The sequence below is a fragment of the Streptomyces sp. NPDC051136 genome (genome assembly GCF_044455745.1).
Lineage (GTDB): Bacteria > Actinomycetota > Actinomycetes > Streptomycetales > Streptomycetaceae > Streptomyces.
In genome coordinates, this window is sequence record NZ_JBITFE010000008.1 from 432,940 (window position 1) to 447,705 (window position 14,766).

Annotated in this window: 17 protein-coding genes; 9 read left to right on the forward strand and 8 right to left on the reverse strand. The window is 72.0% G+C overall.

Translation table 11 applies throughout. From position 1 onward, the window contains the following. Nucleotide 1: 1 nt before the first annotated feature. Nucleotides 2-688, reverse strand: coding sequence for a response regulator transcription factor (locus ACIBCJ_RS24785; RefSeq protein WP_133890097.1), 687 nt, complete (start codon nucleotides 686-688; stop codon nucleotides 2-4). Between the two features lie 302 nt (nucleotides 689-990). On the opposite strand from ACIBCJ_RS24785, the gene ACIBCJ_RS24790 reads away from it, so the two are divergent. The 8 genes from ACIBCJ_RS24790 (at nucleotide 991) to ACIBCJ_RS24825 (ending at nucleotide 7,489) form a co-directional block, all read left to right on the forward strand. Then, nucleotides 991-1,767, forward strand: a complete 777-nt coding sequence (locus ACIBCJ_RS24790) for an amino acid ABC transporter ATP-binding protein (protein WP_133890096.1) — start codon at nucleotides 991-993, stop codon at nucleotides 1,765-1,767. A 143-nt stretch (nucleotides 1,768-1,910) separates the two neighbouring features. Next, nucleotides 1,911-2,747, forward strand: coding sequence for a glutamate ABC transporter substrate-binding protein (locus ACIBCJ_RS24795; protein WP_133890095.1), 837 nt, complete (start codon nucleotides 1,911-1,913; stop codon nucleotides 2,745-2,747). 84 nt (nucleotides 2,748-2,831) lie between these two features. Next, on the forward strand, nucleotides 2,832-3,500 hold the full coding sequence (locus tag ACIBCJ_RS24800) for an amino acid ABC transporter permease (RefSeq protein WP_362105140.1): 669 nt from the start codon (nucleotides 2,832-2,834) through the stop codon (nucleotides 3,498-3,500). Then, entirely contained in the window at nucleotides 3,497-4,384 is an 888-nt protein-coding gene (locus tag ACIBCJ_RS24805) for an amino acid ABC transporter permease (protein ID WP_362105143.1), read from the forward strand. Before ACIBCJ_RS24800 ends, ACIBCJ_RS24805 begins: the two co-directional genes overlap by 4 nt. A 197-nt stretch (nucleotides 4,385-4,581) precedes the next feature. Further along, on the forward strand, nucleotides 4,582-6,198 hold the full coding sequence (locus ACIBCJ_RS24810) for an FAD-dependent monooxygenase (RefSeq protein WP_365978455.1): 1,617 nt from the start codon (nucleotides 4,582-4,584) through the stop codon (nucleotides 6,196-6,198). A gap of 196 nt (nucleotides 6,199-6,394) precedes the next feature. After that, nucleotides 6,395-6,466 (forward strand): putative leader peptide, encoded by a 72-nt coding sequence (locus ACIBCJ_RS24815; protein WP_309544753.1) that lies wholly within the window; start codon nucleotides 6,395-6,397, stop codon nucleotides 6,464-6,466. An 82-nt stretch (nucleotides 6,467-6,548) separates the two neighbouring features. Then, nucleotides 6,549-7,094, forward strand: a complete 546-nt coding sequence (locus ACIBCJ_RS24820; RefSeq protein ID WP_362510973.1) for a cysteine dioxygenase — start codon at nucleotides 6,549-6,551, stop codon at nucleotides 7,092-7,094. Further along, the gene (locus tag ACIBCJ_RS24825) at nucleotides 7,091-7,489 is read left to right on the forward strand and encodes a rhodanese-like domain-containing protein (RefSeq protein ID WP_365978456.1); all 399 of its coding nucleotides are present in this window, start codon (nucleotides 7,091-7,093) and stop codon (nucleotides 7,487-7,489) included. Before ACIBCJ_RS24820 ends, ACIBCJ_RS24825 begins: the two co-directional genes overlap by 4 nt. Before the next feature lie 150 nt (nucleotides 7,490-7,639). Here the strand turns inward: ACIBCJ_RS24825 and recX are convergent, their stop codons facing one another. From recX to ACIBCJ_RS24845, 4 genes are all read right to left on the reverse strand, one after another. Further along, the gene (gene recX / locus ACIBCJ_RS24830; protein ID WP_365978457.1) at nucleotides 7,640-8,422 is read right to left on the reverse strand and encodes a recombination regulator RecX; all 783 of its coding nucleotides are present in this window, start codon (nucleotides 8,420-8,422) and stop codon (nucleotides 7,640-7,642) included. Nucleotides 8,423-8,425: 3 nt separating this feature from the next. Then, nucleotides 8,426-9,550 carry a recombinase RecA gene (recA, locus tag ACIBCJ_RS24835; protein WP_133890088.1) on the reverse strand — a complete coding sequence of 375 codons (1,125 nt, stop codon included), beginning with the start codon at nucleotides 9,548-9,550 and terminating at the stop codon, nucleotides 8,426-8,428. 380 nt (nucleotides 9,551-9,930) lie between these two features. Continuing rightward, on the reverse strand, nucleotides 9,931-11,214 hold the full coding sequence (locus ACIBCJ_RS24840) for an AI-2E family transporter (RefSeq protein ID WP_365978458.1): 1,284 nt from the start codon (nucleotides 11,212-11,214) through the stop codon (nucleotides 9,931-9,933). 60 nt (nucleotides 11,215-11,274) lie between these two features. Next, complete coding sequence (locus ACIBCJ_RS24845) at nucleotides 11,275-11,469, reverse strand: DUF3046 domain-containing protein (protein ID WP_007445009.1); 195 nt, start codon at nucleotides 11,467-11,469, stop codon at nucleotides 11,275-11,277. Nucleotides 11,470-11,549: 80 nt separating this feature from the next. Between ACIBCJ_RS24845 and ACIBCJ_RS24850 the strand changes: the two genes are divergently transcribed. Then, on the forward strand, nucleotides 11,550-12,563 hold the full coding sequence (locus ACIBCJ_RS24850) for a hypothetical protein (RefSeq protein WP_365978459.1): 1,014 nt from the start codon (nucleotides 11,550-11,552) through the stop codon (nucleotides 12,561-12,563). A gap of 25 nt (nucleotides 12,564-12,588) precedes the next feature. Here the strand turns inward: ACIBCJ_RS24850 and ACIBCJ_RS24855 are convergent, their stop codons facing one another. Genes ACIBCJ_RS24855 through ACIBCJ_RS24865 form a run of 3 tightly spaced genes read right to left on the reverse strand, consistent with a single transcriptional unit; the run spans nucleotide 12,589 to nucleotide 14,527 of the window. After that, nucleotides 12,589-12,897 carry an AzlD domain-containing protein gene (locus ACIBCJ_RS24855; protein ID WP_362105166.1) on the reverse strand — a complete coding sequence of 103 codons (309 nt, stop codon included), beginning with the start codon at nucleotides 12,895-12,897 and terminating at the stop codon, nucleotides 12,589-12,591. Next, on the reverse strand, nucleotides 12,894-13,664 hold the full coding sequence (locus tag ACIBCJ_RS24860; RefSeq protein WP_365978460.1) for an AzlC family ABC transporter permease: 771 nt from the start codon (nucleotides 13,662-13,664) through the stop codon (nucleotides 12,894-12,896). The genes ACIBCJ_RS24855 and ACIBCJ_RS24860 overlap by 4 nt, the downstream gene beginning before the upstream one ends. Next, nucleotides 13,661-14,527, reverse strand: a complete 867-nt coding sequence (locus tag ACIBCJ_RS24865; protein ID WP_365978461.1) for an AraC family transcriptional regulator — start codon at nucleotides 14,525-14,527, stop codon at nucleotides 13,661-13,663. Before ACIBCJ_RS24865 ends, ACIBCJ_RS24860 begins: the two co-directional genes overlap by 4 nt. Nucleotides 14,528-14,766: the final 239 nt, after the last annotated feature.

Genomic DNA, 14,766 nt, shown 5'->3' on the forward strand with positions numbered 1-14,766 from the left:
GCTAACCCGCGGGGGCGACGAGGCGGTAGCCGACGCCGCGGACGGTCTCGATGAGCGCGGGCATGTGCAGCTTGGAACGCAGGGAGGCGACGTGCACCTCCAGGGTGCGCCCGGTCCCCTCCCAGCTGGTGCGCCAGACCTCGCTGATGATCTGCTCGCGGCGGAAGACCACTCCGGGGCGCTGGGCGAGCAGAGCGAGCAGGTCGAACTCCTTGCGGGTGAGCTGGACGACCGAGCCGTCCACGCTCACCTGGCGGGTCGGCAGGTCGATCCGCACGGCGCCGAGGCGCACCACGGTCTCGGTGCTCCCGGTCGCGTCCTCGTGGGCGGTGCGCCGGCTGACGGCGTGGATCCGGGCGAGCAGCTCCCCGGTGTCGTACGGCTTGACCACGTAGTCGTCGGCGCCGAGATTGAGGCCGTGGATGCGGGAGCGCACGTCGGAGCGCGCGGTGACCATGATGACCGGGGTGCTGGTGCGCTTGCGGATCTTGCCGCAGACCTCGTAGCCGTCCTGGTCCGGCAGGCCCAGGTCGAGCAGGACCACGCCGAAGCCGTCGCCCTCGGGGACGAGCGCCTGGAGTGCCTCCTCGCCGCTGCGCGCGTGGGTGACGTCGAAGCCGTGCCGTGCCAGGATCGCGGACAGGGCGGCGGCCACGTGGTTGTCGTCCTCGACGAGCAGCAGTCTCATCCGGGCTCCCTTCGGTTTCGTTTCGGCGGCGGGCGCTGGTCGGGGTGCCGGGGCGGGTGGAACCACGGGCACGCGCGCGTGCGTCCTGTGCAGTGACGCCGATGCAAGGGGACGGCGTCAAGAGGCTTCCGGTCGCGGCCGCTCGAAGTTACCCGGCCGATATGCGCCCAGCTCACAAGTGCTACGACCAGTGTCCGATTGCTATCGGATCGTGATGCTCAGATCTCGCTCAGATGTAGAGACGCGGAGTGTCCCGGGTCACTACTGTCCTGCGAAACCCAGGAGGACGGAGCCCGAGAGCGATGACCGAAGTATCGGTGGCCAAGGAAGACAAGGCTGCGACCGGCGAACTGGTCGTCCTGAAGAGTGTCAACAAGCACTTCGGCGCGTTGCACGTGCTCCAGGACATCGACCTGACCATCCACCGCGGCGAGGTCGTCGTGGTCATCGGCCCCTCGGGGTCCGGCAAGTCCACCCTGTGCCGCACCGTCAACCGTCTGGAGAGCATCGACGACGGTTCGATCACGATCGACGGCAAGCCGCTGCCCGCCGAGGGCAAGGAGCTGGCCCGGCTGCGGGCCGACGTCGGCATGGTCTTCCAGTCCTTCAACCTCTTCGCGCACAAGACGGTGCTCGAGAACGTGACCCTGGGCCAGGTCAAGGTCCGCAAGGTCGACGCCAAGAAGGCCGAGGAGAAGGCCCGCGCCCTGCTCGACCGGGTCGGCGTGGGCGCCCAGGCGGACAAGTACCCCGCGCAGCTCTCCGGCGGTCAGCAGCAGCGTGTCGCCATCGCGCGGGCGCTGGCCATGGATCCGAAGGTCATGCTCTTCGACGAGCCGACGTCGGCCCTCGACCCCGAGATGATCAACGAGGTGCTCGAGGTGATGAAGCAGCTCGCCCAGGACGGCATGACCATGGTCGTCGTCACGCACGAGATGGGCTTCGCCCGCTCGGCGGCCAACCGCGTGGTGTTCATGGCGGACGGCCGCATCGTCGAAGAGGCCACGCCGGACCAGTTCTTCAGCAATCCGCGCAGCGACCGTGCCAAGGACTTCCTGTCGAAGATCCTGCACCACTGATGTCCCGGGGCGGCTTCGGCGTCCCGCGCCGCCCGACCGTGGCGGCCGCCGTCGACGGCCGCGCCTGATCACCTGATCGCCTGATCCTCTGATCGTCCGATCGCGCTCGATCGGAGCTCGATCACAGCCAAAGGATGTTCACCATGAAGCTCCGCAAGGTCTCCGCCGCCTCGGCCGCCGTGCTCGCCCTCGCCCTGACCGCCACCGCGTGCGGCGGTGACGACAAGGACAGCGGCTCGTCCGGCGGCGACGGCAAGAAGATCACCATCGGCATCAAGTTCGACCAGCCCGGCCTCGGCCAGAAGACCCCGGACGGCTACGCGGGCTTCGACGTGGACGTCGCCACGTACGTGGCCAAGAAGCTCGGCTACACCGAGGACCAGATCGAGTGGAAGGAGTCGAAGAGCGCCGACCGCGAGACCATGCTGCAGCGCGGCGACGTCGACTTCATCGCCGCCACCTACTCGATCACCCCGCAGCGCCAGGAGAAGGTCGACTTCGCCGGCCCCTACCTGCTCGCCCACCAGGACGTGCTGCTCCGTGCCGACGACGACAAGGTCAAGTCGCCGGAGGACCTGAACAACGCGAAGCTCTGCTCGGTCACCGGTTCGACCTCGGCCCAGAACATCAAGGACAAGCTGGCCCCCAAGGCGCAGCTGCAGCCGTACCCGACGTACTCGGCCTGCCTGCCCGGCCTGCAGAACGGCGCCATCGACGCGCTGACCACCGACGACTCGATCCTCGCCGGTTACGCCTCCCAGTCGCAGTTCAAGGGCAAGTTCAAGCTCGGCGGCTTCAAGCTGACGAACGAGAACTACGGCATCGGCGTCAAGAAGGGCAGCGACCTCAAGGACAAGATCAACAAGGCCCTTGAGGACATGGTCGCGGACAAGTCCTGGGACAAGGCCGTCAAGGACAACTTCGGCCCGGCCAACTACAAGAACGAGCCGGCGCCGAAGATCGGCGACATCAAGAGCTGAGGCCGGGCCTGACAGGGTGCGCCGCCCCACGCCAGGGGCGGCGCACCGGGGCGGGCATCCCTACACCCGGAAGCGCGGGAGATCGTGTTCGACTTTCTTCAGGATTACGACCTGGCGGGTGCCGTCTGGACGACAGTGCAGCTCGCTGTGCTCTCGGCCGTCGGCTCCCTGATCTGGGGCACCATGCTGGCCGCCATGCGGGTCGGCCCGGTTCCGTTGATGCGCGCTTTCGGAACCGCGTACGTGAACATCGTGCGGAACATTCCGCTGACGGTGATCATTCTGTTCGCGTCGCTGGGACTGAACCAGACGCTCGGGGTCACCCTCGGCGGGGGCAACGACTTCGAGACGATCAACTTCCGGCTCGCCGTCCTGGGCCTGATCCTCTACACCTCGTCCTTCGTGTGCGAGGCGCTGCGCTCCGGCATCAACACGGTGCCGGTCGGCCAGGCGGAGGCGGCCCGGGCCCTCGGTCTGAGCTTCGGGCAGGTGCTCCGCCTGGTGGTGCTGCCGCAGGCGTTCCGCTCGTCCGTCGTCCCGCTGGCGAACGTGCTGATCGCGCTGATCAAGAACACCACGGTCGCCGCCGCCATCGGCGTGGCGGAGACGGCGCTGCTGATGAAGAAGATGATCGAGAACGAGGCGCAGCTGCTGCTCATCTCCGCTGTCATCGCTCTCGTGTTCGTGGTGTTGACGCTGCCGACCGGCCTGATCCTCGGCTGGGTGGGCAAGAAGGTGGCGGTGAAGCGATGAGCTCGGTCCTCTACGACGCACAGGGCCCCCGCGCCAAGCGTCGCAACATCCTCTTCACGGTCGTCTTCCTGGTCGCCTTCGCCGCCCTGCTGTGGTGGGTGTTCAGCACCCTCGACGACAAGGGGCAGCTGGAGTGGGCCCTGTGGAAGCCGTTCTTCACCGGCACCGAGGCGTGGTCGACGTACATCTGGCCGGGTCTGCAGAACACCCTGAAGGCCGCGGTCCTGGCCGTGGTCATCGCCCTGCCGCTGGGGGCCGTGCTGGGCATCGCCCGGCTCTCCGACCACCGGTGGGTCCGGGTACCGGCCGCGATCGTGGTCGAGTTCTTCCGGTCCATCCCTGTGCTGGTCCTGATGATCTTCGGTCTCGCGCTGTTCGCCGAGTACACGAACGTCAGCTCGGACGACCGTCCGCTCTACGCCGTCGTCACCGGTCTGGTGCTGTACAACGCCTCCGTCCTCGCCGAGATCGTCCGCTCCGGCATCCTGGCCCTGCCCAGGGGCCAGGCGGAGGGCGCGATGGCGATCGGGCTGCGCAAGGGCCAGGTCATGCGGCTGATCCTGCTGCCGCAGGCGGTCACGGCGATGCTGCCGGCCATCGTCAGCCAGCTCGTCGTGATCCTCAAGGACACCGCGCTCGGTGGCGCCATCCTCACCTTCCCCGAGCTGCTCTCCTCGGCCAACACGATGAGCGGCTACTACGGCGCCAACGTGATCGCCTGCTACACCGTGGTCGCCGTGATCTACATCGCGCTCAACTTCGCCCTCACCTCCTTCGCGAGCTGGCTGGAGCGCCGGCTGCGGCGGGGGAAGAAGTCGACCGGTGCGGTGCTCAGTGCGGACGACGTGGAGACCGCCGACGCCGGGACGGTCGGCAAGGTCTGACCACTTCCGAGCACAGCTGACACTCGGTCATCTCGTATGACCATCAACGGAGGTCGTGGCATGATCGCCACGGCCTCCGTTCGCTTGACGCAAGCTGCGGCAATAGGTTGCATACGTTCTGTGACCGTGCACCCTGCTCCAACGTCCTGTTCACCCACGTCCCCCGGGACACCGCCACGGGCAGGGGGCGCCGCACCGTGGACCCGGTGATCATCACCGGAGCGGGGCCCGTCGGGCTCACGCTCGCCCTGGCGCTGGCGCGGCAGGAGGTGCCCTGCGTCGTCCTCGACGAGGGGCCGGGCAAGGACGAACCGCGCCCCGCGCGCACCGTCGTCCTGCGCGAGGAGGCCGTCGCGCTCGTCGAGCGGCTGACCGGCACTCCGCTGACGGGGCTCGGTGCGCGTTGGGCCGGATGGCGGTCGATGCGGCGCAAGCAGGTGACGCGCGAGGTCGTGTTCGGGGACGCCGATCCGGCTCCCCTGCACATCGCCCAGCACGAGCTGACCGGCGTCCTGCGCACGGCGCTCACCGGTGAGCGGCTCGTCAGGATCGCCGTGGACAGCCGGCTGGACGGCGTCGAGCAGGAGAAGTCCGGCGTCACGGCCCACACCCGCGGCCCGGCCGGCACCTGGTGGCGCGGCAGTTACCTGATCGGCTGCGACGGCCCCCGCTCCACCGTCCGCAAGCTCCAGGACATCCGCTTCCCCGGCCGTACGGCGGTGGAACGATACGCCGTCGCCGCCCTGCGCACCGAACTCCCGTGGGCCGACGAGGCACTGCTCCACCGGACGCCGCCGTGGCGGACGACCGGCCCGTCGGCCGGAGAGGTCGTCGCCCGCCCGCTGCCGGACGGCGTGTGGCGCCTGGACTGGCTGTTGCCGCCCGGCAAGGACCTGGTCACACCGGAACTCCTGGTGAACCGGGTCCGCGAGACCCTGACCGGCTGGGCCGACGGCGCGACCCCGGCGTACGAACTCCTCGACACCGGCGTCCACACGGTCCACCACCGCCTGGCCCGCCGCTGGCGGGTGGGCCGGGTGCTGCTCGCCGGGGACGCGGCGCACCTGCTGGGCGCGCTGGGCACGCAGGGCCTCGAAGAGGGGCTGCTGGACGCCGACAACCTCGCCTGGAAGCTGGCCCTGGCCTGGCACCACGGTCCTCGCGAAGCCCTGCTGGACAGCTACCAGGAGGAACGCCGGGCGGCGATCTCGGTGCGACTGCGCGCCGCCGACCAGGTGCTCCCGCTGCTGCGCGGCGGCGGCGGACTGCGTTCCTACGTCCCGGGCTCCTCGCGCGGCAACGACGCTCTGCTGACGGACGGTCACCTCGGCCGCGGGACGCTGGGCGCACCGGGGACGTACGCCGACTCACCCCTCGCGCCCGAGGCCCTCGACGGGGACGTGTCGGTCGGCACGGCGCCCGGGGCGCCGGTCGCCGATGTGCGGGTCACGGCGGAGGACGGCACCTTCGTACGGCTGCGCGACCGGCTCGGGCGCGGGGCGCTGCTGGTGGTGCTGATCGCGCCGGGCACCGGGGTGTGGGAGCGCAAGCACTGGGTGTCGGCCGGCATCATGCCCCGGCTGGCGGCCGCGGTCACGGCGCTGCCCCACCGCGCCGAGCTGCTGGTCGCCGAGAGCTACCCGGGGGCCGCGGCGCACACGGTGCTGCTGGTGCGGCCCGACGGCCATCTGGTCACGGCCCTGAACGGGGTGCGTCCGGCCGACCTCTACGCGGCGGCGGAGAGCGCGCTGGGCGGGACGGCGGCCGGAGCGGAAGCCGACGAGGGGGCAGGAGCGGCGGCCGGGACGCGCTGAGACGCACCGAGTGGACACGGACCGCACGTCCCGGGGGGGCCGCGCGCCCAGGGCCGGGCCGGCCCCGAGCCCAGGGGCGGTCCGTCGATGATTCCCGGCCGCCGGTCGCCCCGCGGTCCGGCGGTGTCCGCATGGTGACGGCGAGTTGACCGGTCCGCACCGTCATGGTCTACTCCGGAGCGTGACCGACACCCGTGTGCGCCTGTGGCGGAGGGTCCATATGGACCTCGTCCGCTATGCGGGCTGCGTGTGTCGTCCGTCCTGCTGAATTCGCACCCCTTCTTCTGCGCGCGCGCCGCCGCTCGGACGTGCCGCCGCGCGCTTCCACGCGAACTCCCAGGACGGTACCCGTGTCCCTCCCCTCCCTCTCTCCCGTCTCCTCCTCCGTCTCCGCCTCCGCGGTCGCCCCTACGCAGGCCGAGCTCCTCGACTTCGTACGGCGTGCGGCGGCCGACACCGAACTGATCGACTCCCTGCCGCTCGATCCCGAGGGCCGCACCTGGGTGCGGCTCGCGGGTCCCGGCGGCAGCGAGGCCTGGCTCATCGGCTGGCCGCCGGGCACGGGCACCGGCTGGCACGACCACGCCGACTCCGTGGGCGCCTTCGTGACCGCCCTGGGCGAACTCAAGGAGAACGCGCTCGCCGCCCGGCTGCCCACCGACGGCTGGAAGACCCTGGAACTCAGCGACGGCGTGGACCGGGAACGCAGGCTGACCGCCGGCAAGGGGCGCGCCTTCGGCCGGCACCACGTGCACGAGGTCCTCAACGAGTCCTCCGGCCACCACGCGGTGTCGGTGCACGCCTACTACCCGCCCCTGCCGCAGATCCGCCGCTACAGCCGCAGCGGGCAGACCCTTCGGCTGGAGCAGGTAGAGCGCCCCCAGGACTGGCAGTGAGCGAGCCCACCGGTATCGACGCCCTGCTGGAACGCGTACGCGCCGGCTACCGGCGGATCGCACCGCAGGAGGCCCACGACGCCGCCGAGGCCGGCACCGCACTCCTGGTCGACATCCGGTACGCCGCACTGCGTGAGCGGGACGGCGTCATCCCCGGCGCCCTGGTGGTCGAACGCAACGAACTGGAATGGCGTCTGGATCCGCAGGGCAGCCACCGTCTCCCCGAGGCGAAGGACCACGACGTGCGGGTGGTCGTGGTGTGCAACGAGGGCTACGCCTCCAGCCTGGCAGCGGAGTCGCTGCACCGCCTGGGGCTGCGCCGGGCCACCGATCTGGTCGGCGGCTTCCAGGCGTGGCGCGCGGCGGGCCTGCCGGTGACTGTTCCGTCTCCGTAGCCGGCGGGGCGGTACGGGGACGCCGTGTCCGCGTTGACCCCGGTGATCAGGGGGATTCCTTCGGGGAGCGCAAGGCGGTCCTGAGCGGTGCAGTCCTCGACTGCCCTGTCCGCCCGGCCCGCCCCTCAGCAGTTCCGGGCTGACGGGACGTCAGAATTCCTCGCCGTCGAGGTACTCCGTGTCCTCGCCCTCCTCCTCCAGCGCCCGGCGGACCACCCGCAGGGCCATGCCCTCGGGGTAGCCCTTGCGGGCGAGCATGCCCGCGAGGCGGCGCAGCCTCTTGTCGCGGTCGAGGCCCCGGGTGGCTCGCAGCTTGCGGGCGACCAGGTCGCGCGCGGTCTCCTCCTCCTGCTCGCTGTCCAGGTGGGACACCGCCGCGTCGATGAGGGTGGCGTCGACGCCCTTGGTGCGCAGCTCTCTGGCGAGGGCGCGTCTGGCCAGCCCGCGGCCGTGATGGCGGGACTCCACCCAGGCCTCCGCGAAGGCACTGTCGTTGATCAGGCCGACCTCCTCGAACCTGGACAGCACCTCCTCCGCGGCCTCGTCGGGGATCTCCCGCTTGCGCAGGGCGTCCGCCAGCTGTCTGCGGGTGCGCGGGGTCCCGGTCAGCAGGCGCAGGCAGATCGCCCGTGCCTGCTCGACCGGGTCCCGCGGAGGCTCCCCCTTCTCGGCCCTCGACGAGTAAGTGGCACCTCCGTCCTCGGCGGACGGCTCCGCGCGCGTGTGCCGCCGGCGTCCGCGCGTGCCGCCGGCACCACGGCCCCGTCCTCCTCCGCGGCGCACCTCGCCGTCACCGCGGCGCGCCTCACCGTCCTCGTGGGAGTCCCCGGCGGAAGGGTCCGTCCCGTACGGGGCCGCAGCCGCCCCGTACGCGTCGTCGTCCGGCCCGGCGGAGCCGCTCGCGTACTCGGCCCAGTCGGTTCGTCGGGTCACGGATCAGCTCTTGGCTGCCGCGGCCTTGGACTTGGTGGCCTTGGCGGTCGCGGGGGCGGGCACCGCCGGTGCGGCGTCGGCCGTGGCGGCGGAGGCGGCGTCCGCGCCGGACTCGGTGGCAGGCTCCTCGGGCCGCACGCCCACGCCCAGCTTCTCCTTGATCTTCTTCTCGATCTCGTTGGCCAGGTCGGGGTTGTCCTTCAGGAAGTTCCGCGCGTTCTCCTTGCCCTGGCCGAGCTGGTCGCCCTCGTACGTGTACCAGGCGCCGGCCTTGCGGACGAAGCCGTGCTCCACGCCCATGTCGATCAGGCCGCCCTCACGGCTGATGCCCTGGCCGTAGAGGATGTCGAACTCGGCCTGCTTGAAGGGCGGCGCGACCTTGTTCTTGACGACCTTGCAGCGGGTGCGGTTGCCGACCGCGTCCGTGCCGTCCTTCAGCGTCTCGATGCGGCGGATGTCGATGCGCACGGAGGCGTAGAACTTCAGCGCCCGGCCACCGGTCGTGGTCTCCGGGGAGCCGAACATCACGCCGATCTTCTCGCGGAGCTGGTTGATGAAGATCGCGGTGGTCTTCGACTGGTTGAGCGCGCTGGTGATCTTCCGCAGGGCCTGGCTCATCAGACGGGCCTGCAGACCGACGTGACTGTCACCCATCTCGCCCTCGATCTCCGCGCGCGGGACGAGCGCGGCGACGGAGTCGATGACGATGAGGTCGAGGGCGCCGGAGCGGACCAGCATGTCCACGATCTCCAGGGCCTGCTCGCCGTTGTCCGGCTGGGAGAGGATCAGGTTGTCGATGTCGACGCCGAGCTTCTTGGCGTACTCGGGGTCGAGGGCGTGCTCGGCGTCCACGAACGCGACCTGGCCGCCGGCCTTCTGGGCGTTCGCCACCGCGTGCAGGGTCAGGGTCGTCTTGCCGGAGGACTCGGGGCCGTAGACCTCCACGACACGGCCGCGCGGGAGACCGCCGACACCGAGGGCCACGTCGAGCGCGGTCGACCCGGTGGGGATGACCTCGATGGGCTCGTTCGGCCGCTCGCCCATGCGCATGACCGCGCCCTTGCCGAACTGCCGTTCAATCTGTGCGAGCGCGGCGTCCAGGGCCTTCTCGCGGTCGGTTCCTGCCATGGGTTCCACCCGGTTTGCTTGATTCGATCGCTTCACGTCAAAGACGCTAATGCCTGCCACTGACAATGGGCCCCGATGCGGGTCCGGCCTGTGGATAACTCGGGGACTTATCTCCCTGAACCCACTCGAATCACCCGTCACGAGCCCTGCCGGAGCCTCCATGAGAATGGATGTTCGATTTTCGTGTCAAGCGCGCCACACGGCACTTCCGAGCGTACGTCTCCCGGCCCCGCGGACCGGGCTTCCGGACGCGGAGGCGGGCCTCGGGGAGCCCGGACCGGGCGGTGTGCTGCTACGGGCTGCCGTCGTCTGGCACCGGGACCCGGACCGCTCTCACCCACGGACGGGGCGCGCCCCCGGCCGGGCGAAGGCGCCGCTCCTCAGGAGGATCCGCCGTCCCCGGGCTCCTCCGGTCCCTCCACCTCCGGGCGCCGCTGTTCCGGGCGCCGGGTCCACAGGGTGCGCAGACGCGTGGGCCTCCCGGTCCCCGGCCGACGGATCCGCCGCCCGTGGACGCGCGGGTCGTCCGTGACGTCGTAGCGCTTGATGTACGCCCCGAGGAACGCCTGCAGTGTGGCGACCGCCGGGATGGCGATCAGCGCGCCGACCGCGCCGAGCAGGGCGGTGCCCGCGATGACCGAGCCGAAGGCGACCGCGGGGTGGATGTCCACGGTCTTGGAGGTGAGCTTGGGTTGCAGCACGTAGTTCTCGAACTGCTGGTAGATCACCACGAAGACCAGCACCCACAGCGCGTACCAGGGATTGACCGTGAACGCGATCAGCATGGGCAGGGCGCCCGCGAGGTAGGTGCCGATCGTCGGGATGAACTGGGACACCAGGCCCACCCACACGGCGAGCGCCGGCGCGTAGGGCACCCCGAGGAACTCCAGGAGGATGTAGTGCGCGACGCCCGAGACCAGCGCCATCAACCCACGTGAGTACAGGTAGCCGCCGGTCTTGTCCACGGCGATCTCCCACGCGCGCAGGACCTCGGCCTGGCGGGCGGGCGGCAGGACGGAGCAGAGGCCGCGCCGCAGCCGGGGCCCGTCGGCGGCGAAGTAGAACGAGAACAGCACGATCGTCAGCAGTTGGAAGAGGCCGCCGAGGACCTGGGCCGACACGTCCAGGACGCCCGTCGCGCTGTTCTGCACGTAGTTGCGCAGCCAGTCGGAGCGGAGTAGGCCCTCCTGGATGTCCACCCGCCGCAGTTCGGTGTGGAAGTGGCCGTTGACCCAGTTGATGACGGAGTCGAGGTAGTCCGGGAAGTCCTCGACCATCTTGACGATCTGCCCGGCGAGCATGGAGCCGAGCAGGGTGACGAACCCGGCGGCGGCGACCAGCACGGCGAGGAAGACCAGGAACGTGGCGAACCCGCGGCGCAGGCCGCGCGCGGCCATCCAGCTCACCGCGGGTTCGATGGCCAGGGCCAGGAAGAACGCGATGAGGACGTTGATCAGCAGCCCGGTGAGCTGGTGGAAGGCCCAGCTGCCCAGCTGGAAGGCGGCGATGAGGGCGAGGGCCAGCACCATGGCGCGCGGCAGCCAGCGCGGCATGCGGGCGCCCTGCCCGGTGCCGGCGCCGGCGGCCGGGGGGCCGGTGGGCGGCGTCGTGCCCGCCGGAGTCGCGTGCCGGGTCGCCTGCCCGGTCTCGTCAGTGGATGCCACGGATCAAGTCTCGCCCACGCCACCCACGGGAAAGCCCCGTTCCCCGATCTTCCCGGACCGTCACCGCTGTTCCCGCGGCACGTTCATGACGGTGCACACCACCCGCCACACGTCCTTGGCGTCCCAGCCGGCGTCCAGCGCCTCGTGCACGGTACGCCCGCCCAGCTCCGCCATCACGTGATCGCGCGCGAAGGTGTCGGCGTACCCCGGACCGAAGTGATCCGTCATCCGCTCCCAGAAGACCGTCAACCGCATGCCCCCAGTATTGCGTCCCTGGGGTGGGCCCCGAGCCAAGGCCACCTGCGGTGACCGCTTCCCGGCCTACGGTCTGTCCCATGGCCGAACCCGGAGCGTCCCCCCTCCCCGCGATCCCACCGCGCGCCACTCCCGGCCGCGCGGTCCCCGGCCCCTCGGACCCGCGAATCCCGGACGCGCGCCCCTCCGACGCGCGCTCACCGCTCGCGCGCGCGGAGCGCTTCGTGTGGCTCACCGCGCGCGTGCTGGAGCAGCGGCTGTTCGCGTACCACTTCCGTGGCGGGGATCCCGACCCGGTGGAGACCGCGCTCGACGCGTACCGCAACGCGGACGGCGGGTACGGCCACGCCCTGGAGCCCGATGTGCGCGGCCCGGTCAGCCAGCCGCTGCACACCGCGCGCGCCGTGCGCGTCCTGGATGCCGTCGGCCGCTGCGGCGGGCAGCGTGTCGAGCGGGTGTGCCGCTACCTGACCTCCGTGTCCACACCGGACGGCGCCCTGCCGGTGGTCCGTGCGGACGGGCTCGCGCATCCGGTCGCACCCCGTGTACCGGTCGTGGCCGATCCCCCGGGCGCGCTGCTCGTCACCGGGCCGGTGGTCGGGCTGCTGCACCGGAACGAGGTCTGGCACGCCTGGCTGTTCCGCGCCACCGACTTCTGCTGGCAGGCGGCCGAGTCGCTGGAGCCCTCGGACCCGTACGAGGTCCAGGCCGCCCTGGCCTTCCTGGACACGGCCGTGGACCGCCCGCGCGCGCAGGCCGCGGCCGACCGGCTGGGCCGCCTGGTGCGCGAGCGCCACCTCGCCGTGCTTGACCCGAACGCTCCCGGCGCGGACCCGGCCCCCAGCGGATGCGCGCCGGGCGGGCGCGGCTTCCCGCACGACTACGCCGGGCACCCGCACGCGCTCGCGCGCGCGTGGTTCACCGACGAGGAGATGGACCGCTCCCTCGACTTCCTCGCGGCCCGGCAGGACGACGACGGCGGCTGGCCCGTCGGGCGGCGCCCATGGGCGCCCGCCCCGGCACTGGAGGCGCGCGCCCTGGTGACGATCGAGGCCCTGCGCACGCTCGGGGCGTACGGCCGCCCCCTCGGCTGACCCGGACGCACCACCGCGCGCCCGCTCAGCCGCCCATGGCCCGTACGCCGGCGGTGACGACCACGGCGGCCGCGACGACGAGCAGGAACGGCGCCCGCAACAGCAGCGCGACCGCCGCCGCGGCGACGCCCGCGGCCCGCGCGTCCAGGACGAGGGTCCGGCCGTCGGCGAAGGTCTGCTGGGCGGTGAGCGCCGCGAGGAGAGCAACGGGCAGCAGCGCGGCGAGCCGCCGGACCAGGGGACGTTCCAGAGCGCCCGCGGGCACCAGCAGCCCCAGGAGCTTGACGGCGTAGCAGCCCACCGCGGTCACGCCGATCGCGATCCACACGCTCATCGCCCGTCCTCCCCTCCAGCGGCCCCACGACCCCTGTCCTCGCCTGCGCCACCCGCGCGGCGTCCGCGCGCCCAGAGCACGAGGGGTGCCGCCAGCGCCGCCACCAGGACGGGCACGCCGGCGGGCAGCACGGGCAGCAGACCGAGCCCCAGGAGGACGGCCAGCGCCGCGACCGTGCGCTCGGTGGTGTCCTTCAGCATCGGCGCGAGCAGCGCGAGGAAGACCGCGGGACCGGCCGCGTCCAGGCCCCAGGTGTCGGTGTCCCCGATGGCCTCCGCGCCCAGCGCGCCGAGCAGGGTGGTGAGGTTCCACAGGACGTACAGGGTGAGCCCGGTGACGGTGAACCCGATCCGGACGCTGCGCCGGGTGGGCTGGGCGAGCGCCACGGCCGTCGTCTCGTCGATGACCCACTGCGCGGCGAACGGCCGCACCGCGCGCGGGAGGGCCAGCAACTGGGACAGCCGCAGCCCGTAGAAGGCGTTGCGCACGCCGAGGAAGAAGGCCCCCGCCGCCGCGGTGAGCGGATTGCCGCCGGCCGTGAGCGCGCCGACGAGCGCGAACTGGGACGCGCCGGTGAACACCAGGAGGCTGAGCGCGCAGGTCTGGGCCAGGGTGAGTCCGCTGCCGGCCGAGGTCACCCCGAAGGCGAACCCGGACAGTCCGACGGCGACTCCGACCCCGAGGGCATCGCGTACGACGGCGGCGTCCGGCTTGCCGCCGTCCGCGCCGGCGCCGGACACGTCGGGAGGGGCTGTCTGTTCTCTCACGCCTCGAACGGTAGGAACAGCTCCCGCGGCGCGTCTTGTACGTTCTTGCGCTCCCGCTGGTAGGCACCGGGCGGCACCCCGACGATCCGCGCGAAGTGCCGGTTGAGGTGCGGCTGGTCGGTGAACCCCACGGCGACGGCGGCCTCGGCCGGGGACGTCCCGGTGTCCAGCAGCCGCCGCGCCCGACGTACCCGGGCGTCGGTCAGCCAGGTGTGGGGCGGCATTCCGTAGGCGGCGCGGAAGGCCCGCAGCAGCGCGAACGGGCTGCTCCCGAGTTCCGCGGCGAGCCGCTCCAGGCTCGGCGGGTCGGCCATCCGCTCCTCCAGCACGGCACGCGCGCGTGCCGCCGTCCCGGCTCCGGCCGTGCGCACCGGGCGCCGTGGCAGCTGACCGCCGTTCAGACGCAGCAGCCGGGTCACCGCCACCCGCAGCAGGGTGTCGGCGGCGAGCGCGTTCCCTTCGTCGGCGGCGCGCAGCACGCGGTGCACCAGCTCGACGGTGTACGGGTCGTCGAGCACCGGGCGGACGAACCCCGGCGTCCCGCGCAGCGTCGTCGTCTCCGCCGCGATCGCGGCCACCAGCTCGGGCGCCGGGTAGACGGCCCCGTACCGCCACCCCTCCGGCACGCCGGCCCGTCCGGTGTGCGGCGTGTCCGGGTTGACCAGGGCGAGCGAGCCGGCCCCGGCGTACTGGTCGCCCCCGCCGTGGTGGAAGACCTCCACGCCGTCGGCGATGGCGGCGATGACGAAGTGCTCGTGCGTGTGGCGCACGAAGGTCTTGCGTATGTACTGGGCACGGAGCAGGTCGACGTCCGGCAGCTCCGCGTACCGCCAGTGCCGTGCCCGCTCACGTGTTCCCGTCATGCCGTCCATTCTCCGCCACCCGCCCCCACCCCCTCGTCCCTCGCAAGGCAGGGGCCATGCCGGGGCGGACCGGCTCGACGACCGGCGCGCAAGCCCCCACGACGACCGGCCCGGCCTTGCCGCCGGGGCCGACGAGCCCGGACACGCCGGGCAACCGGACGGGCCGGCCTCAGCGGTCGGCCCCGGCGTCGGCGGTCGGCGGTCGGCGGTCGGCGGTCGGCCCCAGACTCGACGGGCGG

What these genes read in the sequence shown, in the direction of transcription:
- ACIBCJ_RS24785 (WP_133890097.1), bottom strand. Translation starts at nt 688, where the DNA reads ATGAGACTGCTGCTCGTCGAGGACGACAACCACGTGGCCGCCGCCCTG.
- recA (WP_133890088.1), bottom strand. Translation starts at nt 9,550, where the DNA reads ATGGCAGGAACCGACCGCGAGAAGGCCCTGGACGCCGCGCTCGCACAG.
- ACIBCJ_RS24790 (WP_133890096.1), top strand. Translation starts at nt 991, where the DNA reads ATGACCGAAGTATCGGTGGCCAAGGAAGACAAGGCTGCGACCGGCGAA.
- ACIBCJ_RS24805 (WP_362105143.1), top strand. Translation starts at nt 3,497, where the DNA reads ATGAGCTCGGTCCTCTACGACGCACAGGGCCCCCGCGCCAAGCGTCGC.
- ACIBCJ_RS24850 (WP_365978459.1), top strand. Translation starts at nt 11,550, where the DNA reads ATGGCCGAACCCGGAGCGTCCCCCCTCCCCGCGATCCCACCGCGCGCC.
- ACIBCJ_RS24795 (WP_133890095.1), top strand. Translation starts at nt 1,911, where the DNA reads ATGAAGCTCCGCAAGGTCTCCGCCGCCTCGGCCGCCGTGCTCGCCCTC.
- ACIBCJ_RS24855 (WP_362105166.1), bottom strand. Translation starts at nt 12,897, where the DNA reads ATGAGCGTGTGGATCGCGATCGGCGTGACCGCGGTGGGCTGCTACGCC.
- ACIBCJ_RS24865 (WP_365978461.1), bottom strand. Translation starts at nt 14,527, where the DNA reads ATGACGGGAACACGTGAGCGGGCACGGCACTGGCGGTACGCGGAGCTG.
- ACIBCJ_RS24845 (WP_007445009.1), bottom strand. Translation starts at nt 11,469, where the DNA reads ATGCGGTTGACGGTCTTCTGGGAGCGGATGACGGATCACTTCGGTCCG.